This window comes from Pantoea sp. ACRSB (assembly GCF_022346905.1).
Taxonomy (GTDB): domain Bacteria; phylum Pseudomonadota; class Gammaproteobacteria; order Enterobacterales; family Enterobacteriaceae; genus Pantoea; species Pantoea piersonii.
The window spans coordinates 77,187-101,262 of the sequence record NZ_JAKRNL010000002.1 but is presented as its reverse complement, the minus strand read 5'-3'; the positions used below and the strand labels follow the sequence as shown (position 1 = coordinate 101,262).

At 58.9% G+C, this 24,076-nt stretch carries 24 protein-coding genes; 14 read left to right on the top strand and 10 right to left on the bottom strand.

What is annotated here, in order from left to right; translation table 11 throughout:
• Positions 1-102: 102 nt before the first annotated feature.
• Positions 103-948, top strand: coding sequence for a hypothetical protein (locus MHZ89_RS06610; RefSeq protein ID WP_311782337.1), 846 nt, complete (start codon positions 103-105; stop codon positions 946-948).
• Between the two features lie 79 nt (positions 949-1,027).
• Positions 1,028-1,654 carry a LysE family translocator gene (locus MHZ89_RS06605; RefSeq protein ID WP_311782336.1) on the top strand — a complete coding sequence of 209 codons (627 nt, stop codon included), beginning with the start codon at positions 1,028-1,030 and terminating at the stop codon, positions 1,652-1,654.
• Between the two features lie 3 nt (positions 1,655-1,657).
• Here MHZ89_RS06605 and cmoB read toward each other — a convergent pair whose 3' ends face one another.
• The 4 genes from cmoB to MHZ89_RS06585 all read right to left on the bottom strand — a co-directional run bounded on the left by cmoB (position 1,658) and on the right by MHZ89_RS06585 (position 4,664).
• On the bottom strand, positions 1,658-2,626 hold the full coding sequence (cmoB, locus tag MHZ89_RS06600; protein WP_311782335.1) for a tRNA 5-methoxyuridine(34)/uridine 5-oxyacetic acid(34) synthase CmoB: 969 nt from the start codon (positions 2,624-2,626) through the stop codon (positions 1,658-1,660).
• Complete coding sequence (gene cmoA / locus MHZ89_RS06595) at positions 2,623-3,351, bottom strand: carboxy-S-adenosyl-L-methionine synthase CmoA (protein WP_311782334.1); 729 nt, start codon at positions 3,349-3,351, stop codon at positions 2,623-2,625. Before cmoA ends, cmoB begins: the two co-directional genes overlap by 4 nt.
• 80 nt (positions 3,352-3,431) lie before the next feature.
• Positions 3,432-3,827 (bottom strand): MAPEG family protein, encoded by a 396-nt coding sequence (locus tag MHZ89_RS06590; protein WP_271153031.1) that lies wholly within the window; start codon positions 3,825-3,827, stop codon positions 3,432-3,434.
• A 15-nt stretch (positions 3,828-3,842) separates the two neighbouring features.
• Positions 3,843-4,664 (bottom strand): DUF72 domain-containing protein, encoded by an 822-nt coding sequence (locus tag MHZ89_RS06585; protein ID WP_311782333.1) that lies wholly within the window; start codon positions 4,662-4,664, stop codon positions 3,843-3,845.
• A gap of 209 nt (positions 4,665-4,873) precedes the next feature.
• Between MHZ89_RS06585 and aspS the strand changes: the two genes are divergently transcribed.
• The 6 genes from aspS to ruvB all read left to right on the top strand — a co-directional run bounded on the left by aspS (position 4,874) and on the right by ruvB (position 10,442).
• Positions 4,874-6,655: an aspartate--tRNA ligase gene (aspS, locus tag MHZ89_RS06580; protein WP_311782332.1), complete on the top strand. Its 1,782-nt coding sequence runs from the start codon at positions 4,874-4,876 to the stop codon at positions 6,653-6,655.
• Positions 6,655-7,086 (top strand): dihydroneopterin triphosphate diphosphatase, encoded by a 432-nt coding sequence (gene nudB, locus MHZ89_RS06575; RefSeq protein ID WP_311782331.1) that lies wholly within the window; start codon positions 6,655-6,657, stop codon positions 7,084-7,086. Before aspS ends, nudB begins: the two co-directional genes overlap by 1 nt.
• A gap of 278 nt (positions 7,087-7,364) precedes the next feature.
• The gene (locus MHZ89_RS06570) at positions 7,365-8,108 is read left to right on the top strand and encodes a YebC/PmpR family DNA-binding transcriptional regulator (RefSeq protein ID WP_311782330.1); all 744 of its coding nucleotides are present in this window, start codon (positions 7,365-7,367) and stop codon (positions 8,106-8,108) included.
• A gap of 37 nt (positions 8,109-8,145) precedes the next feature.
• Positions 8,146-8,673 (top strand): crossover junction endodeoxyribonuclease RuvC, encoded by a 528-nt coding sequence (ruvC, locus tag MHZ89_RS06565; protein WP_120453835.1) that lies wholly within the window; start codon positions 8,146-8,148, stop codon positions 8,671-8,673.
• Positions 8,674-8,814: 141 nt separating this feature from the next.
• Positions 8,815-9,429: a Holliday junction branch migration protein RuvA gene (gene ruvA, locus MHZ89_RS06560; protein WP_120453837.1), complete on the top strand. Its 615-nt coding sequence runs from the start codon at positions 8,815-8,817 to the stop codon at positions 9,427-9,429.
• An 8-nt stretch (positions 9,430-9,437) separates the two neighbouring features.
• Positions 9,438-10,442, top strand: a complete 1,005-nt coding sequence (ruvB, locus tag MHZ89_RS06555) for a Holliday junction branch migration DNA helicase RuvB (RefSeq protein WP_311782329.1) — start codon at positions 9,438-9,440, stop codon at positions 10,440-10,442.
• Here the strand turns inward: ruvB and znuB are convergent, their stop codons facing one another.
• A complete protein-coding gene (znuB, locus tag MHZ89_RS06550; RefSeq protein ID WP_311782328.1) occupies positions 10,443-11,228 on the bottom strand; it encodes a zinc ABC transporter permease subunit ZnuB in 786 nt (261 codons plus the stop codon).
• Positions 11,225-11,980, bottom strand: a complete 756-nt coding sequence (znuC, locus tag MHZ89_RS06545) for a zinc ABC transporter ATP-binding protein ZnuC (RefSeq protein ID WP_311782327.1) — start codon at positions 11,978-11,980, stop codon at positions 11,225-11,227. Before znuC ends, znuB begins: the two co-directional genes overlap by 4 nt.
• Before the next feature lie 77 nt (positions 11,981-12,057).
• On the opposite strand from znuC, the gene znuA reads away from it, so the two are divergent.
• The 3 genes from znuA (at position 12,058) to lpxM (ending at position 15,458) form a co-directional block, all read left to right on the top strand.
• Entirely contained in the window at positions 12,058-13,017 is a 960-nt protein-coding gene (znuA, locus tag MHZ89_RS06540) for a zinc ABC transporter substrate-binding protein ZnuA (RefSeq protein WP_311782326.1), read from the top strand.
• 13 nt (positions 13,018-13,030) lie between these two features.
• A complete protein-coding gene (gene mepM, locus MHZ89_RS06535; RefSeq protein WP_311782325.1) occupies positions 13,031-14,362 on the top strand; it encodes a murein DD-endopeptidase MepM in 1,332 nt (443 codons plus the stop codon).
• Positions 14,363-14,483: 121 nt separating this feature from the next.
• Entirely contained in the window at positions 14,484-15,458 is a 975-nt protein-coding gene (gene lpxM / locus MHZ89_RS06530; RefSeq protein ID WP_311782324.1) for a lauroyl-Kdo(2)-lipid IV(A) myristoyltransferase, read from the top strand.
• Between the two features lie 192 nt (positions 15,459-15,650).
• On the opposite strand, the gene MHZ89_RS06525 is transcribed toward lpxM, so the two are convergent.
• The 3 genes from MHZ89_RS06525 to MHZ89_RS06515 form a co-directional block, all read right to left on the bottom strand.
• Complete coding sequence (locus tag MHZ89_RS06525; protein ID WP_311782323.1) at positions 15,651-16,886, bottom strand: MFS transporter; 1,236 nt, start codon at positions 16,884-16,886, stop codon at positions 15,651-15,653.
• Between the two features lie 81 nt (positions 16,887-16,967).
• Positions 16,968-18,410, bottom strand: a complete 1,443-nt coding sequence (gene pyk, locus MHZ89_RS06520; protein WP_120453852.1) for a pyruvate kinase — start codon at positions 18,408-18,410, stop codon at positions 16,968-16,970.
• A gap of 106 nt (positions 18,411-18,516) precedes the next feature.
• On the bottom strand, positions 18,517-19,395 hold the full coding sequence (locus MHZ89_RS06515; protein ID WP_311782322.1) for a MurR/RpiR family transcriptional regulator: 879 nt from the start codon (positions 19,393-19,395) through the stop codon (positions 18,517-18,519).
• A gap of 370 nt (positions 19,396-19,765) precedes the next feature.
• Between MHZ89_RS06515 and zwf the strand changes: the two genes are divergently transcribed.
• Together zwf and MHZ89_RS06505 are read left to right on the top strand one after the other, a co-directional pair.
• Positions 19,766-21,241 carry a glucose-6-phosphate dehydrogenase gene (gene zwf, locus MHZ89_RS06510; protein ID WP_311782321.1) on the top strand — a complete coding sequence of 492 codons (1,476 nt, stop codon included), beginning with the start codon at positions 19,766-19,768 and terminating at the stop codon, positions 21,239-21,241.
• Positions 21,242-21,417: 176 nt separating this feature from the next.
• Positions 21,418-22,056 carry a bifunctional 4-hydroxy-2-oxoglutarate aldolase/2-dehydro-3-deoxy-phosphogluconate aldolase gene (locus MHZ89_RS06505; protein WP_120454212.1) on the top strand — a complete coding sequence of 213 codons (639 nt, stop codon included), beginning with the start codon at positions 21,418-21,420 and terminating at the stop codon, positions 22,054-22,056.
• 36 nt (positions 22,057-22,092) lie between these two features.
• On the opposite strand, the gene purT is transcribed toward MHZ89_RS06505, so the two are convergent.
• Positions 22,093-23,271, bottom strand: coding sequence for a formate-dependent phosphoribosylglycinamide formyltransferase (purT, locus tag MHZ89_RS06500; RefSeq protein ID WP_311782320.1), 1,179 nt, complete (start codon positions 23,269-23,271; stop codon positions 22,093-22,095).
• Between the two features lie 151 nt (positions 23,272-23,422).
• Here purT and MHZ89_RS06495 point away from each other — a divergent pair, with 151 nt between their 5' ends.
• Positions 23,423-24,076, top strand: coding sequence for a DUF533 domain-containing protein (locus MHZ89_RS06495; RefSeq protein WP_311782319.1), 654 nt, complete (start codon positions 23,423-23,425; stop codon positions 24,074-24,076).

Here is a 24,076-nt window from a genome sequence, read left to right as displayed (position 1 = left end):
TTGCTGGGGTTCTTTTTATCCGCGATTAAATAGTTTCCGTTGTGCGCCAGTTGCCGCCAATAAGGTTACACTCAGGTTATTGAGATCTCTGGGAGTTACACCATGAAACGCTCTCTTATTGCGGCGCTTACGCTGGGTTCGCTTCTCTTCTCCCACACGCTGTGGGCCGCCGCCTGCGGCCCGCACAGCAAGGCCGTGGCCAGCAGCAACAGCTGGATTATGCTGGGCGGCAGCGCCAAAGGCGCGGTGCGGCAGGTTATCGCTGGCGAGTTCGGCAAAGATGTGGATTCGCAAAAACGGGTGCTGGGACAGTTCGATCCCTGCGGTATTTTGCTGGTCGCCGACGTCACTTTCGATAAAAAAGAGCATAACGTCACTCTGAGCATGGAACAGCATATTGCGCGCGTGCAGGGCGGCTGGGTGGCGGAGTACGCTTATCTGGTGAAGGTGCTGAAAGAGGGGAAAGAGCAGGTGGTCGATAACCGCCAGGGCACGATTAGCTGGCTTACCGGCCGACACGGCAATATCGTCACCGCGTCCGATAAATTCACCAGCATGGGCAAAAGCGGCTTTACCGATACCACCTATCGCTATGACGCGCAGCTGCGGCTGGCGAAAAGCGTTTCGCGCGGCACCGACGCGTTGACCAACGGCGAAAGCAGCTGGCGCTGGAATCCGCAGGGGCAGGTCATCAGCGCGGAAACGGCGCGCAGCAAAGATCGCTATACCTACGATAAAAAATTCCGCGAATGGCAGCTTCACGGCACCGCCACTACGCCGGTCAGCTCGCTGCGTACGGTTGACGAGTGTCAGCTGTGGGATGAGGTGGGGAACTGCACCTTAAGCTATCTGCACGAAACCGAAATATTCGAAAAAGGCACGATTGAGCGGCATCTCAGCGCCGCCTACAAATATCAGTACTGGGATCGTCCCGCCGAGGCGGAGTAGCGCGCAAAATCCACCTCTCCGCGCTGCTATCGCCAGAAAAATTTGTTAGGGTAAGCGGCAATATTTCAGGGAGATGATCATGACCGCCACCTTGCTTTTCTCGTTTCTGTTCGCCATTACCATTTTGACGCTGACGCCGGGCTTTGACACGGCGCTGGTGCTGCGTACCGCCGCCGCGCAGGGCTGGCGACGCGCCAGTGCAACGGCCCTCGGCATAAATCTCGGCTGTCTGGTGTGGGGCGTAGCGGTAGGCTTTGGCCTCGGCGCGCTGCTGCTGGCGTCGGAAATGGCCTATAACCTGTTGAAGTGGGTCGGCGCGGCCTATTTGCTCTATCTCGGCGTCAGACTGCTGCTTAATCCCCGGACGCAGGCGCAGGATGAAACGGCAACCGAAGTGGCGCAGCAGAGCTATTTCAGCTGCTTTAACCGCGGCCTGTTCGGCAATCTGCTTAATCCAAAAATCGGCGTGTTTTACGTCACCTTTATGCCGCAGTTTATTCCGGCGGGCGCGTCGGTGGCCCTCTGGTGCAGCCTGATGGCGCTGATGCATGTTGCGATCGGCCTGCTGTGGAATGCCGTACTGATCGGCGGCAGCCACTACTTCGCCGCGCACCTGCGCCGTCCGGCGGTGCTCAAAGTGATGGACCGCCTGACGGGCATGGTGTTTATCGGCTTCGCGGCGAAGCTGGCGCTCTCTCGCCGCTAAGGCTCAGGGTTTAGTGGCGACCAGCACCGCGCGCAGCGGCGCCGGATAGCCTTCCACCGTTTTGCTGGCGTCTTGCGGGTCAAGGAAGTCCGCCAGCGATTCGCTGGTCATCCAGCTGGTGCGGCGCTGCTCGTCGGTGGAGGTTATCGCATAGTCGACAATCTTCACGTCGATAAAACCGCACTTCTCCAGCCAGCTCTTCAGCGCCAGCGCCGAAGGAATAAAGTAAACGTTGCGCATCTGCGCGTAGCGTTCGCCAGGCACCAGCACATCCCGCTCATCTCCTTCAATCACCAGCGTTTCCAGCACCAGCTCGCCGCCGCTCACCAGCTGATTTTTAAGCTGAAGCAGGTGATCGAGCGGCGAACGGCGATGATAGAGCACGCCCATAGAGAAAACGGTATCGAACGCCTGCAGCGTCGGCAGCTGCTCAATGCCGAGCGGCAGCAGATGGGCGCGTCGGTCGTCGCCCAGCAGCTTGCGCACCGCTTCGAACTGGCAGAGGAAGAGCTGCATCGGATCGATGCCGACCACAAGATGCGCGCCTGCGCCCACCATGCGCCACATGTGATAGCCGCTGCCGCAGCCGACGTCCAGTACGGTGCGACCCGCCAGCGACGAGATATGCGGCGCGACGCGCTGCCACTTCCAGTCGGAACGCCATTCTGTATCGATCTCAGTGCCGTAGAGCGAATAGGGGCCTTTGCGCCACGGCATCAGGTTGCGCAGCAGTTTCTCAATGCCCTGACGCTGACGGTCGCTGAGATCGTCGTGCTGCGCGCTGACGCTGTGCAGCAGGTCGAGCTGCTGCGGCTGCAGCAGCGGCAGATGCTCAACCGACTTCTCCCAGTTGCGGAACAGGCCATGCAGGTTCTCTTTCTGCCAGGCGGCGATCTGCGCCGGCAGCACTTCCAGCCAGCTGGCGAGAGGACCCGTGGCGATTTGCTGATAAAAACGGCCAAACTCAATCATTTCAACGCCACCAGCGAACCGAAGTTAAAGCACTGGAACCAGAGTTCCGCGTGAGAGAAGCCCGCCTGTTTCAGGCGCGCTTTATGCGTCTCCACGCTGTCGGTCAGCATCACGTTCTCCAGCATGCTGCGCTTCTGGCTGATCTCCAGCTCGCTGTAGCCGTTGGCGCGTTTAAAGTCATGATGCATATTGAACAGCAGCTCGCCTACGTCGGCGTCCTCAAAGCTGAACTTCTCCGACAGCACCAGCGCGCCGCCGGGCTTCAGCCCCTGCCAGATCTTCTCCAGCAGCTGCAGGCGCGCAGGGGGTTCGAGAAACTGCAGCGTGAAGTTAAGCACCACCAGCGAGGCGTTTTCGATAGCGATATCACGGATATCGGCTTCGATGACGTTAACCGGCGTCTCGGCGCGAAAGGCGTCAATATGGCGACGGCAACGCTCGACCATGGCAGGGGAGTTATCCACGGCGATAATGGTGCAGCCGGGCACTTTGATATTGCGGCGAACCGAGAGCGTCGCGGCGCCAAGCGAGCAGCCCAGATCGTAGACCTGGCTGTCGGGCGTGACGAAACGCTCGGCCAGCATGCCGATCATCGAGATAATATTGGAGTAGCCGGGCACGGAGCGCTGAATCATATCGGGGAAGACTTCAGCCACGCGCTCGTCAAAGGTCCAGTCGCCCAGCTTATCGATGGGCGCGGAAAATAGCGTATCGCGGTCAGACATAGTAAATCCGGAAAGACAACGGAAAGGGCGCTATTCTGGCAGAAAGTGCGGCGGGCTGCACCCTTTACCCCCGCAACCGGTTAATGCAGCGTCAGCACCAGATCCCAGGGCAGATAGATAAGATTAAACACCGCCATGCCGCACAGCGCAAACAGCGTCAGCATCATGCCATACTTGCGTCCGGCAAGCGCGCTGCGGCGCAGCCCCTGCGCATGAATGACCCGCCCGGCGAAAAAGATCAGGCCGGTGAGATGCACCATCCAGATATCGGCGCCGTTCATCTCCATCATCACCAGCAGCAGCAGCGCCAGCGGAATGGTTTCTACGGCGTTGCCGTGAATGCGTATCGCCACGCGCAGATCGTGAAAGCCCCCGTCGCCGAAAGCGACCCGATAGTGACGACGGTAGCGCACCACGTCCAGCGCGAATTTCATCACCATCAATACGCCCAGTACCACATATAACGCGCTAATCATGTTTATCCTCTTTTATCAGAACAGCGACGCCTGCTGCGGCCAGGCGGGGCCGCTGCCGATAGCGGCGTCGATAGCCTGCAGCTGCGGCCATAAACGCTGCACCAGCGGAAACACCTGGCCCATATCCGGCGTGTGGATAAAGAACAGCGCATCGCCCTCTGCCTGCCATTGTGCCAGCTTTTCGCGCCAGACCTGAAAATATCGGTCGCTCTCGTCCACGTCGTCGCTGCCGATAAAGCGCACCATCGGCAGCTCGCCGGTGCGCACCGCATGAGGAGGCACGCGCGGCTTTTGCTCGCGTGCATGCAGGGCCGCGGGGCTTTGCGACGTTGAGGCGTGTACCGGACGGCTGTCTAAAATCACCCGGTTGACGCCGCGCGCCTGCAGGCCCTGATTAAGCGCGCGCTCCGCCTCGCCCTTGGCGAAAAAAGCGGCGTGGCGCACTTCGACGCCATAGCTGAAGCGGCGCGGAAGACCATCGAGAAAGCGCCAGAGATCGGTAAGCTGCGCGGGCGAAAAGGTGGCGGGCAGCTGCAGCCAGTACTGCCCGATGCGGTCGGCCAGCGGATCGAGCAGACGCAAAAAATCGCTCAGCAGGTCGTCGGTGTGCTGAAGCTGCGCGCGGTGGCTGATAGTCTGCGGAAACTTAAAGCAGAAGCGGAAGTCGTCATGGGTCATATCGCGCCAGCGCTGAACGGTGTCGGGCGCGGGCAGCGCATAAAGCGTGGTGTTGCCCTCCACGCAGTGGAACAGACGGGCATAATCAGCCAGACTCTCAATGCCCCAGCGTTTCCAGTGCGAATGCTGCCACTGCGGCAGGCCAATACGAAGGGTCACGGCCTCTCCTTTCCTGTGAACGTTGCTCTCTAGAGTAGCCTGTTTAGCCGGGGGAGGAAAAACAGGCGACGAAATGCGCGGTTTGGCGCGGCTCTACTTATCCTGCCTGCCTTTTTCCATTATAATGGCCGCCTTTTTTGCGGCAGCATCTCAAATGGTTACGCGGCCTGATGCTGCAGGCAGCAGCGGCAAAGTTAAAAGGATACGTTATGCGTACAGAATATTGCGGACAGCTCAATCTGTCTCATGTGGGTCAGCAAGTCACTCTTTGCGGCTGGGTCAACCGCCGTCGCGATCTGGGAAGCCTGATTTTTATCGACATGCGCGACCGCGAAGGCATCGTGCAGGTCTTCTTTGATCCCGATCGTCAGGAGGCTTTTCAGCTGGCATCTGAGCTGCGCAACGAATTCTGCATCCAGATCACCGGCACCGTTCGCGCGCGCGACGAGAAGAACAAAAATGCCGAAATGGCCACGGGCGAAGTGGAAGTGTTCGCTGAGGCGCTGACCATTATCAACCGCGCCGAGCCGCTGCCGCTCGACTCCAATCAGGTCAACAGCGAAGAAGCGCGTCTGAAGTACCGCTACCTCGATCTGCGCCGTCCTGAAATGGCGCAGCGCCTGAAGACCCGCGCGAAGATTTCCAGCTTTGTGCGCCGCTTTATGGACAGCGAAGGCTTCCTTGATATCGAAACCCCGATGCTGACCAAGGCGACGCCGGAAGGCGCGCGCGACTATCTGGTGCCGAGCCGCGTGCATAAAGGCAAATTCTATGCGCTGCCGCAGTCGCCGCAGCTGTTTAAACAGCTGCTGATGATGTCCGGCTTCGATCGCTACTATCAAATCGTGAAGTGTTTCCGCGATGAAGACCTGCGCGCTGACCGCCAGCCGGAATTTACCCAGATCGATATCGAAACGTCGTTTCTCACCGCGCCGCAGGTGCGTGAGATCAACGAACGCATGATCCGCCAGCTGTGGCAGGAAGTAAAAGGGGTCGATCTCGGCGAGTTCCCGCAGATGACCTTTGCTGAAGCGATGCGTCGTTACGGTTCCGACAAGCCCGATCTGCGTAACCCGATGGAGCTGGTGGACGTCGCCGATCTGCTGAAAGATGTTGAATTCCAGGTGTTCGCCGGCCCGGCCAACGACGCCAAAGGCCGCGTCGCCGCGCTGCGCGTGCCTGGCGGCGCGCAGCTGAGCCGCAAGCAGATTGACGAATACGGCAAATTTGTAGAGATCTACGGCGCGAAAGGGCTGGCGTGGATGAAGGTTAACGCGCGCGCTGACGGCCTCAACGGCGTACAGAGCCCGGTAGCCAAGTTCCTTAACGAGGAGATCGTAGAGGCGATTCTGAGCCGCACCAGCGCCGCTGACGGCGACCTGATCTTCTTCGGTGCCGATCGTGCCAAAGTGGTGGCGGACGCGCTGGGCGCGCTGCGCCTGAAAGTGGGTCGCGATCTGCAGATTACCAACGAAAGCGCCTGGGCGCCGCTGTGGGTGATCGACTTCCCGATGTTCGAAGAGGATGACGAAGGCGGTCTGGCGGCAATGCACCATCCGTTTACGTCGCCGAAAGAGATGACGGCGGAAGAGCTGGCGGCCGATCCGCTGAGCGCGGTCGCGAACGCCTACGATATGGTCATCAACGGCTACGAAGTGGGCGGCGGTTCCGTACGTATCCACAGCGGCAAAATGCAGCAGGCGGTGTTCACCATTCTGGGTATTGAAGAGCACGAGCAGCGCGAGAAATTCGGCTTCCTGCTCGACGCGCTGAAATATGGCACGCCGCCGCACGCGGGCCTGGCTTTCGGTCTGGATCGTCTGACCATGCTGCTGACCGGCACCGAGAATATCCGCGACGTGATCGCCTTCCCGAAAACCACTGCGGCGGCCTGTCTGATGACCGAAGCGCCAAGCGAAGCTAATCCGGCAGCGCTGGCGGATCTGGGCATTCAGATCGCGCCGAAAAAAGAAAAGTCAGAGAATAAGTAATGGGCTATAAACATCCGGTATCGGTTCTGGTAGTGATTTTTGCGCAGGATACCGGCCGGGTGTTAATGCTGCAGCGACGCGATGACAGCGGCTTCTGGCAGTCGGTCACCGGCAGTCTGGAAGCGGGGGAAACTCCGCTGCAGGCGGCGCGGCGCGAAGTGCTGGAAGAGCTGGCCATCGACGTCGAGGGTGAAAAGCTGGCGCTGGAAGATTGCCATAAAGAGATCGAGTTCGAGATCTTTCCGCACTATCGCCATCGCTACGCGCCAGGCGTGACGCACAATCGCGAACACTGGTTCCGCCTGGCTCTGCCTGCCGAGCGGCAGCCGACGCTCAGCGAGCATCTCGCCGCGCGCTGGCTCGATCCCGCCGCTGCCGCAGCCCTTACCAAGTCCTGGAGCAATCGCCAGGCGATTGAAGAATTTATTTAGCTGCTCGCCGTGTCGGTTCCGGCGGCATTCTGGATGGTAAAGAATTGGCGCACTCCCACAGGAGTGCGCCTTAAGCGTTAAACAGTCAGGCGTTATCAGCGCCGCGAGGTTGTTCACCGTCAGCGCAGCAGCCAGAGCGTACTTCTGTACGTGAGGATGACTCGCGAAGCTCGCCCCTTTGGGGCGCTCAAGTTTGAAACAACTTGTGCGAGCACTGCCGGGGGAGAAGGTCGCAAGCAAGATAGCCTGTACGATGCCTAAACTGGAGAAAAGATCTAATGGCTGGTCATAGTAAATGGGCGAACACCAAACACCGTAAGGCGGCTCAGGACGCCAAGCGCGGTAAAATTTTCACCAAAATTATTCGTGAACTGGTTACTGCCGCGAAACTCGGCGGTGGTGACGCAGCGTCCAACCCGCGTCTGCGCGCCGCCATGGACAAAGCCCTGTCCAACAACATGACGCGCGACACCATGAACCGCGCTATCGCGCGCGGCGTGGGCGGTGAAGATGATTCCAATATGGAAACCATCATCTATGAAGGTTACGGTCCTGGTGGTTCGGCGGTGATGGTGGAGTGCCTCAGCGACAACCGCAACCGTACCGTAGGCGAAGTGCGTCACGCCTTCACCAAAACCGGCGGCAACCTGGGCACCGACGGTTCAGTTTCTTACCTGTTTAGCAAGAAGGGCGTTATTTCCTTCGCGCCGGGCCAGGATGAAGACAGCGTAATGGAAGCGGCGCTGGAAGCGGGCGCGGAAGATGTGGTGAGCTATGACGACGGCGCTATCGACGTCTTTACCGCATGGGAAGAGCTGGGCGCGGTGCGTGATGCGCTGGAAGCTGCCGGCCTGAAAGCGGATACCGCCGAAGTCTCGATGATCCCCTCTACCAAAGCGGAACTGGATGCCGAAACTGCGCCGAAGCTGCTGCGCCTGATCGACATGCTGGAAGACTGCGATGACGTGCAGGAAGTCTACCATAACGGCGAGATCTCCGACGAGGTTGCGGAAACGCTGTAATGGCGTTCCCGTTTAGCCTGCACACCGGAGACGCGCCATGGCGATAATTCTGGGCATCGACCCCGGCTCGCGCGTGACCGGCTACGGTGTGATTCGTCAAACCGGCCGCCAGCTCACTTACCTGGGCAGCGGCTGTATCCGCACCAATACCACCGAACTGCCGGCGCGTCTGAAGCTGATCTACGCGGGCGTCACCGAGATCATCACGCAGTTCTCGCCAGACTTCTTCGCCATTGAGCAGGTCTTTATGGCGAAGAACGCCGATTCGGCGCTCAAGCTGGGTCAGGCGCGCGGCGCGGCGATCGTCGCGGCGGTGAATCTCGATCTGCCGGTATTTGAATATGCCGCGCGTCAGGTGAAGCAGACAGTCACCGGCACCGGCGGGGCAGAGAAGAGCCAGGTACAGCATATGGTGCGCACCTTGCTCAAGCTGCCTGCCAATCCGCAGGCGGACGCCGCCGATGCGCTGGCGATCGCGATTACGCACTGCCACGTCAGCCAGAATGCGACGCGTATCAGCGACACTAAACTGCTGCTGACGCGCGGGCGCCTGCGTTCAGGCTAACCCTCAGCGCGGGTTTTCTCGGACGATGGTCGGGCCGACAAGCGGGAAAGATCGCTAAGTCAATAAATTCAGGCTGGATATTCATCCAGCCTTTTTTATGTTATAAATCCCGCCACATTCGTTGATTAAGGAAGCGTTCAGGTGATAGGTCGTTTACGTGGCAACATTCTGGAAAAGCAGCCGCCGCTGGTGCTGATTGAAGCGCACGGCGTGGGTTATGAAGTGCATATGCCGATGACCTGTTTTTATGAGCTGCCTGAACTTAACCATGAAGCGGTGATCTTTACCCACTTTGTGGTGCGCGAAGACGCGCAGCTGCTGTTCGGCTTCAACAACAAACAAGAGCGCGCGCTGTTTCGCGAGCTGATTAAAACCAACGGCGTCGGCCCTAAGCTGGCGCTGGCGATCCTCTCCGGCATGTCGGCGCAGCAGTTCGTGACGGCGGTGGAGAAAGAGGAGATCGCCGCGCTGATCAAACTGCCGGGCGTCGGCAAGAAAACCGCTGAGCGCCTGGTGGTCGAGATGAAAGACCGCTTTAAAGGGCTGCATGGCGATCTCTTCTCCGGCGAATCCGCCTTTACCCTTACTGCGCCAGATGCTGAGCCTGCAAGCAATGATGCCGAGGCGGAAGCGGTTGCGGCGCTGGTGTCGCTGGGTTATAAACCGCAGGAAGCCAGCCGCATGATCAGTAAGGTTGGCAAGCCTGACGCAGACTGCGAAACCCTGATCCGGGAAGCGCTGCGCGCCGCCATTTGAGGTAAGTCATGATTGAAGCCGACCGTCTGGTCTCCGCCGCCAGCTATAACGAAGAAGAGAATCTCGACCGCGCTATTCGCCCTAAACTGCTGTCGGAGTATGTGGGCCAGCCGCAGGTGCGCGAACAGATGGAAATTTTCATAAAGGCGGCAAAACTGCGCGGCGATGCGCTGGATCACCTGCTGATTTTCGGCCCGCCAGGGCTGGGGAAAACGACGCTAGCGAATATTGTCGCTAACGAAATGGGCGTCAATTTACGCACCACCTCCGGCCCGGTGCTGGAGAAGGCGGGCGATCTGGCAGCGATGCTGACCAACCTTGAGCCGCACGACGTGCTGTTTATCGATGAGATCCACCGTCTGTCCCCGGTAGTGGAAGAGGTGCTCTATCCGGCGATGGAAGATTATCAGCTGGATATTATGATTGGCGAAGGCCCGGCTGCGCGCTCTATCAAGCTCGATCTGCCGCCCTTTACGCTGATTGGCGCCACCACGCGCGCCGGTTCGCTCACCTCGCCGCTGCGCGACCGCTTCGGTATCGTGCAGCGCCTGGAGTTTTATAACGTGCCGGATCTGCAGCACATCGTCAGCCGCAGCGCCGCCTGTCTGGGCCTGCCGCTGAGCAATGAAGGCGCGCTGGAAGTGGCGCAGCGCTCGCGCGGCACGCCACGTATTGCCAACCGCCTGCTGCGCCGCGTGCGCGACTTCGCTGAGGTGCGCGCCAACGGCGAGATGAGCGGCAACGTCGCAGCCAGCGCGCTCGACATGCTTAACGTCGACAGCGAAGGCTTTGACTATATGGATCGCAAGCTGCTGCTGGCGATTATCGACAAGTTCACCGGCGGGCCGGTGGGGCTGGATAACCTGGCGGCCGCCATCGGCGAAGAGCGGGAAACCATTGAGGATGTGATTGAGCCCTTCCTGATCCAGCAGGGCTTTATTCAGCGCACGCCGCGCGGCCGTATGGCCACGCAGCATGCCTATCGCCACTTTGGCATCGCGCGCGACGAGTAATCAGACGGCGGGTTTGCGCGCCATGCTGAAGATAAACAGCAGCGCGGCGCACAGCACCACCGATGGGCCGGCAGGCGTATCGTAAAAGGCGGAAAAGGTAAGACCGCCCGATACGGCGAGTATGCCGACTATCACCGCCAGGCCCGCCATCTGCTCCGGCGAACGTGAAAAGCGGCGCGCCGTCGCGGCGGGAATAATCAGCAGCGAAGTGATAATCAGCGCGCCGACGAATTTCATCGCCACGCCAATCGTCAACGCCGTCACCAGCATCAGGATCAGGCGAGTGCGCTGAATATTGACGCCGTCCACCTGCGCCAGCTCCGGGCTGATGGTCATCGACAGCAGCGCGCGCCACTGCCACGCCATCACCGCCAGTACCAGGATCACGCCCGCGCCCATCATCCATAAATCATCAGGCGTGACCGCCAGCAGATCGCCGAACAGATAGGCCATCAGGTCGACGCGCACGTTCTTCATCAGGCTGACCACTACCAGACCGAGCGACAGCGCGCTGTGCGCCATAATGCCCAGCAGGGTATCGATCGCCAGGTGCGGCCGACGTTCAAGGAATACCAGCCCCAGCGCCAGACAGACGGTCACCAGGATAACGGCATAGTAGGGATTAATGTTCAGCAGCAGGCCAAAAGCGACGCCCAGCAGCGAGGCGTGCGCCAGCGTATCGCCGAAATAGGACATCTTGCGCCAGACCACGAACGATCCCAGCGGCCCGGCCGCCAGCGCCAGCATCACGCCGCCCAGCCAGCCCGGTAATAACAACTCAATCATGATGGCCCCTGTCCTCTGCGTAGCACGATGCGACCCTGAAGGTCGTGGCGATGATTATGGTGATGGCGGTAAATAGCCAGCTGCTGCGCGCCGCCTGGGCCGAACATGGCGATAAATTCAGGATGCTTCGACACCGCCTCCGGCGTGCCGGAGCAGCAGATATGGTGATTCAGGCAGAGTACCTCATCGGTTTTTGCCATCACCAGATGCAGATCGTGGGAGACCATCAGCACGCCGCAGTTCAGTTCGTGGCGCAGCTGGTCGATCAGATCGTAGAGCGCCACCTGGCCGTTAACGTCGACGCCCTGCGTCGGTTCGTCCAGCACCAGCAGCTGCGGCTGATTGAGCAGGGCGCGCGCCAGCAGCACGCGCTGCGTTTCGCCGCCTGAGAGCTTTTGCAGCGGCGCTTTCAGCAGATGACCGGCCTGCACGCGCTTTAGCGCCGGCAGCACGTCGGCGCGTTTCGCGCCGCGGGTCAGCAGCATAAAACGTTCGACGGTGACCGGCAGCGTCGGATCGATATGCAGTTTTTGCGGCACATAGCCGATGCGCAGCGCCGGGTCGCGCTGCACCTGACCTGAGGTCGGCTCCAGCAGTCCCAGTACCACGCGCACCAGCGTGGATTTTCCGGCACCGTTGGGGCCGAGCAGCGTAAGAATGCGTCCAGGCAACAGTGTCAGGCTAATGCCTGACAACACGGGACGGCGTGCAAAATGCACCGTGATGTTTTCAAGCGTGACGAGTGGGGTCATATTATTTACAGGTTGCACAGAATTTCGAATGTTATAATATCACATCCCATCCCCAGGTCACGATGGAATGATGCATTATGTTACACATTAAAAAGCGTACAGTTTTTACCCTTTCTGCGCTGGCGCTGGCCGCCTCGCTCTCCCTTCCTGCCCAGGCGAATGTTGTCGCCTCGATTAAGCCTTTAGGGTTTATTGCCGCCGCCATCGCAGATGGCGTCACGCCGGTGGATGTGCTGCTGCCGGATGGTGCCTCCGAGCACGATTATTCACTGCGTCCGTCTGACATAAAACGTATAAAAAACGCAGACTTAGTAGTGTGGATCGGGCCAGAGATGGAGGCGTTTATGACGAAGCCGGCCGCTGAATTACCCGCCAGTAAAAACCTGGAAATCGCCGAGATGCAGGCGGTAAAACCCCTGCTGCTGAAGGGCGGTGAGGACGACGATGAGGATCACGACGCCGCCGCGCACCAGGGCGAGGAAGCGCACGATGAGGCGGGACATCAACATCATCATGGCGAATTTAATATGCATCTGTGGTTGTCGCCGCAAATATCCCGGCTAGCAGCGGTTGCAATCCATAGCAAATTATTGGAACTTATGCCCGCAAGCAAAGCCAAACTTGACGCTAATCTCCAGCAGTTCGAAAACGAACTGGCGGTTACCGACAAGCACATTAGCGCGCAACTCGCGCCGGTCAGCAACAAAGGGTATTTCGTTTTTCATGACGCTTACACCTATTTTGAAAAACACTACGGCCTTTCGCCCAGCGGACATTTTACCGTAAACCCTGAGATTCAGCCGGGCGCACAGCGTCTACATCAAATTCGAACACAGTTGGTTGAGCAGAAGGCCGTTTGCGTCTTTGCTGAGCCACAATTCAGGCCAGCCGTCATCGATGCGGTTGCCCGCGGAACGCAAGTGCGCAAAGGCACACTGGATCCGCTGGGGACGAATATCAGCCTTAGTCAGGACAGCTATGTGAAGTTCCTTTCACAGCTGTCAGGCCAGTATGCGAGCTGCCTGAATGGAGCATGAGGAATAGGTAAAAGTGCAGCAGATAGCCCGCTCTGTCGCCCTCGCATTTAATAATTTGCCGCGCCCCCACCGCGTTATGCTGGGGACTTTAACCGTTGCTACTCTGGCCGTCGCCGTCTGGCGGCCTTACATCTACCATCCCACCGATGATGCGATGCCGATCGTTAAAAGCATCGAACTGGATAAAAATCAACTGCGTACGCTGCTGCCAGAGGCCAGCGAACCGATCGATCAAACCACCTCCGAACCCGAAGAAGAACTGCCCGGCGATGATATCGACAGCGATGTGCCGGACGTGGCGGGAACGCATGAATATACCGTCTCTTCCGGCGATACGCTGAGCAGCGCCCTGAATCAGTACGGCATCGATCTGGGCGATATCAACGCGCTGGTGAGCAGCGATAAAGAGCTGCGCAACCTGCAGGTCGGCCAGCAGCTGAGCTGGACCTTAACCGATGACGGCGCTTTGCAGTCTCTCACATGGGATATCAACCGTCGTGAAACACGCGTCTATCAGCGCGGCGATAACGGCGCATTCACCATGCAGACCAAAATGCAAAAGGGTGAATGGCAAAACAGCGTATTAAAAGGCGAGGTGCATGGCAGCTTCGCCAGCAGCGCGCAGCGTGCCGGCCTGACCAGCAGCGAAGCCAGCGCAGTGATCAAAGCGCTGCAGTGGCAGATGGATTTCCGCAAGCTGCACTCCGGAGATGAGTTCAGCGTGCTGATGTCGCGTGAAATGCTCGACGGCAAGAGCGCGCAGAGCCAGCTGCTTGGGGTGCGCCTGCGCTCCGGTGACAAAGATTACTACGCTTTCCGCGCCGAAGATGGCAAGTTCTACGATCGCAATGGTTCTGGTCTGACGCGCGGCTTTATGCGCTTCCCAACCGTGAAGCAGTATCGCGTCTCCTCTAACTTCAACCCGCGTCGCCTTAACCCGGTAACGGGCCGTATCGCGCCGCATAAAGGTGTAGACTTTGCCTTGCCGGTCGGCACGCCGGTGCTGGCGGTCGGCGACGGAGAGGTGGTGATGGCGAAAAACGGCGGGGCGGCTGGCAACTATGTGGCTATTCGTCATGGCCGTCAGTATATGACGCGCTATATGCACCTGAAAAAGGTGCTGGTGCAGCCGGGCGAGAAAGTAAAGCGCGGCGATCGTATCGCGCTGTCGGGTAATACCGGCCGTTCCACCGGGCCGCATCTCCATTTTGAAATCTGGATCAATAACCAGGCGGTGAACCCGCTGACGGCGAAACTGCCGCGTATGGAAGGCCTGACTGGCAAAGAGCGCAGCGATTATCTGGCGCAGGTGAAAACCAATCTGCCGCTGCTGCGCCTGGAGTAATCCGTTCGCAACGCTACGCCTTGAGACCGACGCATAACGCGTCGGTTTTCCCTTCCGCATCGGGGATTGCAAATTTACCTGTCGCCACTATCATTAGCGCGTCATTGATTGAGGCGAGTGCATGGAAACCCCAAAAAAAAAGAATATTGAGTTTATTCCCGTTTTTGAACGTTCTTTCCTGAAACCGAAATACTGGGGCGGCTGGCTGGCAATCGGCGCGCTGGCTGGCATGGCAATGCTACCGGCGAAGGTACGCGATCCGCTGCTCGGCAGGCTGGGAAAAATGGCGGGTAAACTGGCTAAGGGTGCCCGCCGTCGCGCACTGATCAATCTTTACTACTGTCTGCCGGAGCTGAGCGAAGCGGAACGCAGCGCTATCGTCGATGAGATGTTCGCCACCGCGCCGCAGGCGATGGCGATGATGGCAGAGCTGGGCATACGCGATCCGGCGCGTATCCGCCAGCGCGTCGACTGGCATGGTCGTGAAATCATTGACCAGCTGCAGGCGGAAAAGCAGAACGTTATTTTCCTCGTGCCCCACGGCTGGGCAGTGGATATTCCCGCCATGCTGCTCGCATCGGAAGGGCAGATGATGGCGGCGATGTTTCACAACCAGAGCGATCCGCTGCTCGATTACGTCTGGAACCGGGTGCGGCGTCGTTTCGGTGGCCGTATGCATGCCCGCAACGACGGCATCAAACCTTTTATTAGCTCTGTGCGCCAGGGCTACTGGGGCTATTATCTGCCCGATCAGGATCACGGCGCCGAACACAGCGAGTTTGTTGACTTCTTCGCCACCTACAAAGCGACGCTGCCCGCGCTTGGCCGTCTGATGAAGGTGTGCCGCGCGCGCGTGGTGCCGCTGTTTCCGGTTTATAACAGCAAGACACACCGGCTGGAAATCTATGTGCGTCCGCCGATGGACGATCTGCTGGAAGCGGACGACAACACGCTGGCGCGCCGCATGAACGAAGAGGTTGAAGTCTTCGTTCGCCCTCATCCAGAGCAGTACACCTGGATCTTAAAGCTGCTGAAGACGCGTAAAGAGGGCGACATCGAGCCCTATAAACGCAAAGAGCTTTATCCGCGAAAATAGAAGAAAGGCCGCAGTTGCGGCCTTTCTTGTTCAAGCAAGGCGCTGACGCGGGCAGTATGGCCCGATCGCAAAGTCGCTCAAGGCTTCCATGCACGCTCGGCCCGCGCCATCCCTGGCGCGGGACGCTTTGCTCTTCGGGTCATACCGCCCGCGTATTTATCCCCGCAGCCCTCTTTGAGCGCTACCTTACGCTCAGGATAACGCTGTCACCTGTGCGCGCCGCTTGCGCTCGCGCAGAAACAGCGTCACCAGCACAAACCAGAGCACGCCGCTGATAAAGTTAATCAGGCTAAACCAGGGCGTCCCGCCGTTAAAATACCCGCTTTTCGCCAGCTCAATACCGACCGCCAGCGTCAGGATGCTGATCATCCCCAGCATGGCCGCAACGCTGCCTTTACCCGCGTCGCTGGCGTAGAGCGTCAGACGATAAAGCCCGGCGTTAACCATCCCCGCGCCAAAGGCGTAAAGGCTTAGCCCGGCGGTCAGAAACAGATAGCTGTGGCTGTTCAGCAGGTTCGCCAGCAGCGCGATGCCCAGCCCAGCGAGAATCGGCCAGGCGGCGAACTTCACCGGCTGCTCAATAGGGACGCGCCCGGCCAGCTTGCCCAGCGTAATATTCCCGGCAATCATCGCCAGAAACACCGGCAGCTGCAGCAGGGCATAGTGCATACGCGACAGATGCTCCTCATGCATCAGGATCACCGGCGAGAGCGCCACCCAGGTCAGAATCGGGATAAACACCAGCCCGATGGCGAACGAGCCGAGCATCACCATCCGGTCGCGCGCCAGCTGGCGATAGGTGCGCGCCAGCTGCGGCAGCGCTATTGAGTGGCTGCGGTCGCCCGCGGTCTCAGGCATTACGCGCCACAAAATAACAAAGGCGAGGGCGCTGAGCAGGGCAAACAGCCAGAACATACTGCGCCAGCTCGCCACCGTCAGCCATGCGGCGCCCGCCAGCGGGCCGGCCAGCGGCGCCAGCAGCGCGACGTTCGCCATCAGCGCCATAACGCGTACCGCCAGCGCCTCGTCAAAGGCTTCCTGAATCGCCGCATAGCTGACCGCGCCGATAAAGCAGAGGCTAATGCCCTGAATAAAGCGCAGCGCGACAAATTCTCTGATGGAGCCGACCCAGGTAGTTAATACGCAGGCCACAATGAAAAAGAGAATGCCGCCCAGCATTACCGGACGACGGCCATATTTATCGGAGAGCGGCCCAAGCAGCCATTGCAGCACTACGCCGCCGAGCAGATAGGCGGTCAGCGATGTGGATACCCACTCCGGGCCGACGGCAAACTCCTGAGTAACCAGCAGCATACCAGGCTGGATCATGTCGTGTGCGATATAGGTGGCGAATTCAAACAGCACCAGCGCCAGCGGAAACAGCAGCAGGGCTGCCGTGAGTTTGCTGACGGGTTGATAGCGCGGCATCCAGACTCCTTTTAGGAAAATAAAACGCGACCGCCAGGCGGTCGCGTTGTTTACAGCTTCAGAACAGCGGCTGGGCGCGCGTTAGTCTACGCGCAGCACCCGGCTGGTATTTGTGGTGCCGGTCGCGCCCATAACGTCGCCCTGCGTCACAATGACCAGATCGCCCGAAACGAGAAAGCCTTTATCGCGCAGCAGATTGACCGCATCGTGTGCAGCCACCACGCCATCATTATCGCTGTCAAATAACACCGGCGTCACGCCGCGATAGAGCGCCGTGAGGTTCAGGGTGCGCTCATGGCGCGACATAGCGAAAATCGGCAGGCCGGAGGTAATGCGCGACGTCATCAGCGGCGTGCGGCCTGATTCGGTCATGGTGATAATGGCGGTCACGCCCTGCAGGTGGTTCGCCGCATACATAGCCGACATCGCGATCGCTTCTTCGATATTGTCGAAGGTCACTTCCAGGCGATGCTTGGATACGTTCACGCTGGGGATCTTTTCCGCGCCCAGACAGACTTTCGCCATAGCGGAAACGGTCTCTGCGGGGTACTGACCGGCGGCGGTTTCCGCTGACAGCATAACGGCGTCGGTGCCGTCGAGTACGGCGTTAGCGACGTCCATCACCTCGGCGCGCGTCGGCATTGGGTTGGTGATCATCGACTCCATCATCTGCGTGGCGGTGATGATGGTGCGGTTCAGCTGGCGCGCGCGGCGGATAAGCGCCTTCTGAATACCGACCAGTTCGGGATCGCCGATTTCAACGCCCAGGTCGCCACGCGCCACCATCACCACATCGGAGGCGAGAATAATATCGTCCATCGCTTCCTGCGTCGCGACCGCTTCGGCGCGCTCGACTTTCGCTACCAGCTGCGCTTCACAGCCCGCTTCACGCGCCAGACGACGCGCATAGTTCATATCTTCGCCGCTGCGCGGGAAAGAGACCGCCAGGTAATCGACGCCGATCTTCGCGGCGGTAATAATGTCCGCTTTGTCTTTTTCGGTCAGCGCTTCAGCCGACAGGCCGCCGCCGAGCTTGTTGATGCCTTTATTGTTGGAGAGCGGGCCGCCGACGGTCACTTCGGTGAACACCTTCATGCCCTGAACTTCCAGCACCTTCAGCTGCACGCGGCCATCGTCGAGCAGCAGAATATCCCCCGGCACCACATCTTCTGGCAGGCCTTTATAGTCGATGCCAACTTTCTCTTTATCGCCTTCGCCTTTGCTCAGGCTGGCGTCCAGCAGGAAACGGTCGCCCACATTGAGGAACACTTTGCCCTCTTTAAAGGTCGAAACACGAATTTTCGGGCCCTGTAAATCGCCCAGAATAGCGACGTGACGGCCCAGCTTCGCGGCGATTTCGCGCACTTTATTGGCGCGCAGCTGATGATCTTCCGGGGTGCCGTGAGAGAAGTTGAGTCGAACAACGTTTGCGCCTGCGGCGATGATTTTTTCCAGATTATTGTCGCGGTCTGTGGCCGGGCCGAGGGTTGTAACGATCTTGGTTCTTCTAAGACGTCTTGACATGAAGGACTCCGTTGACAAATTTGCGTATCCCCTAAAGTGGACAGGGCGTGATGATTATTCTAACTGAAGGAAAGCCTGTGATACGACTCACATTGTAAATGTGATGTTAATTTTTTTGTTTCGCTGCGTTTTCCATGGCGAGGGGCTTATCGAAACGCGAATCTTTCAATGCCTCTTTAACCCGTTTCAGATTCTCACGAAACGCGCCGCCGCGCTCGAGTATAAACCCGGTCGCCAGCACGTCGATAACGGTGAGCTGCGCCAGGCGGGAAACCATCGGCAAATAGACATCGGTATCCTCCGGAACATCAAGCGTCAACGCCAGCGTGGCGACCTCCGCTAGCGGAGAGGCGGGAGAGGTAATGGCTATCACTGTGGAACCGTTTACACCGGCAAGGCGAGCCAGTTCTACCATATTTTTCGTGCGGCCAGTATGCGAAATTAAAACAAAAACGTCGTCTGAACGACTATTTATACAACTCATGCGCTGGATCACAATATCCTCGGACCAGACGACAGGCAGATTAAAACGCAGAAACTTATTAAAGGCGTCGTGTGCCACCACCGCTGAGGCGCCCAGACCAAAGAACGCCACTTTTTGCGCCTGTGACAGCGCCGCTACAGCCTGCTGCACTACGGCGAGATCGAGCTGGTTGCGTACGCGTTGCAGGCCGGCCAGCGCCGAGTCGAAAATTTTATGGCTGTAACCCTCGGTATCGTCATGCTCATCCACGTCGCGGCTGACCCAGCTCAGCCCTTTTGCCAGGCTCTGCGCCAGCTGCAGTTTGAAATCGGGGAAGCCCCGGGTGCCGAGCCGGCGACAAAAGCGATTCACGGTAGGCTCGCTGACGTCAGCGGCGCGCGCCAGGCGGGCGATGCTGGAGTGTATCGCCTCCTGCGGAGCGGCGAGGATCTGCGCGGCGACCTTACGTTCCGACTTGCTGAACGTCGCCAGCTGCGCCTCGATTTTTTCCTGAATGTTCATAACCCAATGACCGTTATCGCTTTTATCGATGCCAGCAATGGCTGGCCGAGAGACCATAAAAGCGTGAATATACCGCGTTCACCATGACTGCGCGCAAGTATGGGTAAGCCGATACTGAAAATTTTTGTCATAATTTGAGCCGGATTCGATTTTGCCGGACAACGGCCGCAACGCTACAGTGGGTAAAAGCGCACGCAGTATCACATCGGCACGCCTTATTCCGTCCAGAGTTAACTCTGCGGACCAGCATAGAGTCAGGTTTACCTGACCCCCTGAAATAAGTACATTGTGCTGAAAGAAAATTACAACACGGACCCGGTGGATGAGGATGCACACGCCAACGGGATCATCCTGCAATGAGGAGAGGAAAATGGCGGTAACACAAACAGCCCAGGCATGCGATCTGGTGATATTCGGCGCAAAAGGCGATCTTGCGCGCCGGAAACTGTTGCCTTCACTGTATCAGCTGGAAAAAGCGGGACAGATCCACGAGGAAACCCGCATCATCGGCGTGGGACGCGCCGACTGGGACAAAGCAGCTTATACCAAAGTGGTGCGTGAAGCGCTGGAAACCTTTATGAAGGAGAAGATCGACGAAGCGCTGTGGGACAAGCTCAGCGGCCGTCTCGACTTCTGCAACCTCGACGTCAACGACACCTCCCATTTTCCCAAACTGGGCAAAATGCTCGATCAGGCAAAACGCACCACCATTAACTATTTCGCGATGCCGCCAAGCACCTTCGGCGCTATCTGTAAGGGACTGGGCGCAGCGAAGCTGAACGCCAAACCGGCGCGCGTGGTGATGGAGAAGCCGCTCGGCACCTCGCTGGAAACCTCGAAAGAGATCAACGACGCGGTAGGCGAGTTCTTTGACGAGAGCCAGGTATTCCGTATCGACCACTATCTTGGCAAAGAAACGGTGCTGAACCTGCTGGCGCTGCGCTTCGCTAACTCTATCTTCGTCAATAACTGGGATAACCGCACTATCGATCACGTGCAGATCACTGTGGCTGAAGAGGTGGGCATTGAAGGACGCTGGGGCTACTTCGATCAGGCTGGCCAGATGCGCGATATGATTCAGAACCACCTGCTGCAGGTGCTTACCATGATCGCCATGGCACCGCCGTCCGATCTCAGCGCTGACGCGATTCGCGACGAGAAAGTCAAAGTGCTGCGCTCGCTGCGCCGTATCGATCAGACTAACGTGCGTGATAAAACGGTGCGCGGCCAGTACACTGCTGGCTTCGTGCAGGGTAAAAAAGTGCCGGGCTATCTGGAAGAAGAGGGCGCCAATAAATCCAGCTCAACGGAAACTTTCGTCGCCATTCGCGTTGATATCGACAACTGGCGCTGGGCGGGCGTTCCGTTCTATCTGCGTACCGGCAAGCGTCTGCCGACCAAATGTTCCGAAGTCGTGGTCTACTTCAAAAACCCGGAGATGAACCTGTTCAAGGATTCCTACTCCGAGCTGCCGCAGAACAAGCTCACTATTCGTCTGCAGCCGGACGAAGGCGTCGATATCGAGATCCTCAACAAAGTGCCGGGTCTGGATCACAAGCATAAACTGCAGACCACCAAGCTGGATCTGAGCTACTCCGAGACGTTTAATCAGTCGCATCTGGCGGACGCCTATGAACGTCTGCTGCTGGAGAGCATGCGCGGCATCCAGGCGCTGTTTGTGCGTCGCGATGAGGTAGAAGCGGCATGGACCTATGTCGACTCCATCATTGAGGCCTGGGCCGCCGACGGCGACTCCTCTAAGCCTTATCAGGCCGGGACCTGGGGGCCGGTGGCGTCCGTGGCGATGATCACGCGCGACGGCCGCTCGTGGAACGAGTTCGAATAATCCTGAAATCAGCCCGCCGCGTGCGGGCTTTTTTGTACCTTCCCGCAGGAAAGTGAACCGCAGTTTCAAAAATTTTTCAGGGCGGATAGACGATGCGGAAGGCGATCCTGTATGGTAGTGACGCATTGATGGCGCGGCACACGGCAGGCGCCGGTATGGATAAGCAAGGGGAACCGATGAAGAACTGGAAGACGAGTGCTGAAAAGATTCTGACCACTGGACCTGTGGTGCCGGTGATCGTAGTGAACAAGCTGGAACATGCGGTGCCGATGGCAAAAGCGCTGGTAGCGGGCGGCGTTCGCGTGCTGGAAGTGACGCTGCGCACGCCGGTGGCGATGGATGCGCTGCGCCTGATGATTAAAGAAGTGCCGGAAGCGATTGTCGGCGCGGGAACCGTGATCAACACGCAGCAGCTGCAGGAAGTGACCGAGGCGGGTGCGCAGTTTGTTATCAGCCCCGGCGTCACTGAGTCGCTGCTCAAGGCCGCGGTAGAAGGTCCGGTGCCGCTTATTCCAGGTATCAGCACCGTTTCCGAACTGATGACCGGCATGGATTATGGCCTGCGCGAATTTAAATTCTTCCCGGCGGAAGCGAACGGCGGCGTTAAGGCACTGCAGGCGATCGGCGGCCCCTTCCCGCAGGTGCGCTTCTGCCCGACCGGCGGCATTTCGCCCGCCAACTATCGCGACTATCTGGCGCTGAAAAGCGTGCTCTGCATTGGCGGCTCCTGGCTGGTGCCAAACGACGCGCTGGAGACGGGCGACTGGGATCGCATTACGCGTCTGGCCCGTGAAGCGGTAGAAGGCGCAAAATAATCATCGGCGGTGAGCAGGGCGCTCACCGCATTATGATTAGCCTTCGACGTTAACCGCCGCCGCGCTGGCGATAGCGCGCGCGACGGCCTCATCGGTATTCTCACCGCTCGCCAGGGCGACGCCGAGACGGCGCGAACCAGCGATTTCCGGCTTGCCGAACAGGCGCAGCTGCAGTCCCGCGCCCAGCGCCGCTTCCACGTTAACGAACTTCAGATTCTGGCTGTGTAGCTGCGGCAGGATCACCGCCGACGCCGACGGGCCGTACTGGCGAATACCACCAATCGGCAGACCAAGGAAAGCGCGCACGTGCAGGGCGAACTCGGAGAGATCCTGCGAAATCAGCGTAACCATGCCGGTATCGTGCGGGCGCGGCGACACTTCGCTAAAGATCACCTCATCGCCGCAGACAAAGAGTTCAACGCCAAACAGGCCGTAGCCGCCCAGCGCCTTTACCACTTCGCCGGCAATCGCCTGCGCGCGCTGCAGCGCAACGTCGCTCATCTGCTGCGGCTGCCAGGATTCGCGATAGTCGCCATCTTCCTGACGATGGCCGATGGGCGCGCAGAAGTGAAGACCATCAACCGCGCTCACGGTAAGCAGCGTAATCTCGAAATCGAATTTGACGACCCCTTCAACAATCACACGGCCGGCACCTGCGCGTCCGCCTTGCTGCGCATACTCCCAGGCGTGGTCAAGCTGGCTGGCCTCACGAATAAAGCTCTGGCCTTTGCCTGAGGAGCTCATCACCGGCTTGACGATACAGGGAAAGCCGATCTCCGCCGCCGCCGCTTCGAAACTGGCCTTGCTGTCGGCGAAACGATAGCTGGAGGTAGGCAGCCCCAGCTCTTCCGCCGCCAGACGGCGGATGCCTTCACGGTTCATGGTCAGGCGCGCGGCGCGCGCGGTAGGCACCACGCGCTGGCCCTGCTGCTCCAGCTCAATCAGCTTATCCGTCGCGATCGCTTCGATTTCCGGCACCACATAGTCGGGCTTTTCCTGCGCGATAAGCGCGGCCAGCGCCTCGCCGTCCAGCATATTCACTACGTGGCTGCGGTGCGCCACATGCATTGCGGGGGCATCGGCGTAGCGGTCTACGGCGATCACTTCCACACCCAGTCGCTGGCACTCCAGCGCAACTTCTTTACCCAGCTCACCCGAGCCTAACAGCATGACACGCGTCGCAGCGGGACGCAGCGCAGTTCCAAGAGTCGTCATAATTTCACCTGTGAGTCAAAACGCGCGCGCAGTATAAACGAAAACGTTTGCGTTCTCATCTTCTGGCGCTTTGCCTCTCTTTTCTCACCTTGACGTTTACTGACGCCCGGTGGTGCAGAGTAGAGTCCTTGTCGCTACGAAGGAGAGAAAGATGAACAACCTGCTGCAACAGTTACAGTCGCTGCTGACGAAGAAGGATCACAGCGGCGGCAACGGAGGATTAAACGAGATGCTGGCGCCCGGCGCGCTGGGCGGCCTGGCAGGCTTGCTTATTGCCAGCAAAAAATCACGCAAGCTGTTAACCGAGTATGGCGGCAAAGCGCTGATTATCGGCGGGAGCGCGGCGGCAGGCGCGGTGCTGTGGAACAAATATAAACAGCGCGTGCGCGAAACGCATCAGCATGATGCCGGTTTCGGCGAGCTACAGACTCCGGCGGATCAGCGCGCTGAACGGCTGGTAACGGCGCTGGTATTCGCTGCCAAAAGCGACGGCCATATCGACGATCGTGAACGCGCCGCCATAGAGCGCACAATTCATGAATCGGGCTACGGTCAGGCGGCGGAAACGCTGATCCAGCAGGCCATTAACCGACCGCTCGATCCCGCCTGGCTGGCGGCCGACGTTAAAAATGAGGACGAAGCGCTGGAACTCTATTTCCTCAGCTGTGCCGCTATCGATATCGATCACTTTATGGAGCGCAGCTATCTTACCGCGCTGGGCGACGCGTTAAAGATTCCGCAGGACGTGCGTGACGGCATAGAAAAGGATTTGCAGACGAAAAAAGCGCAGATTGCGGCGGAATAA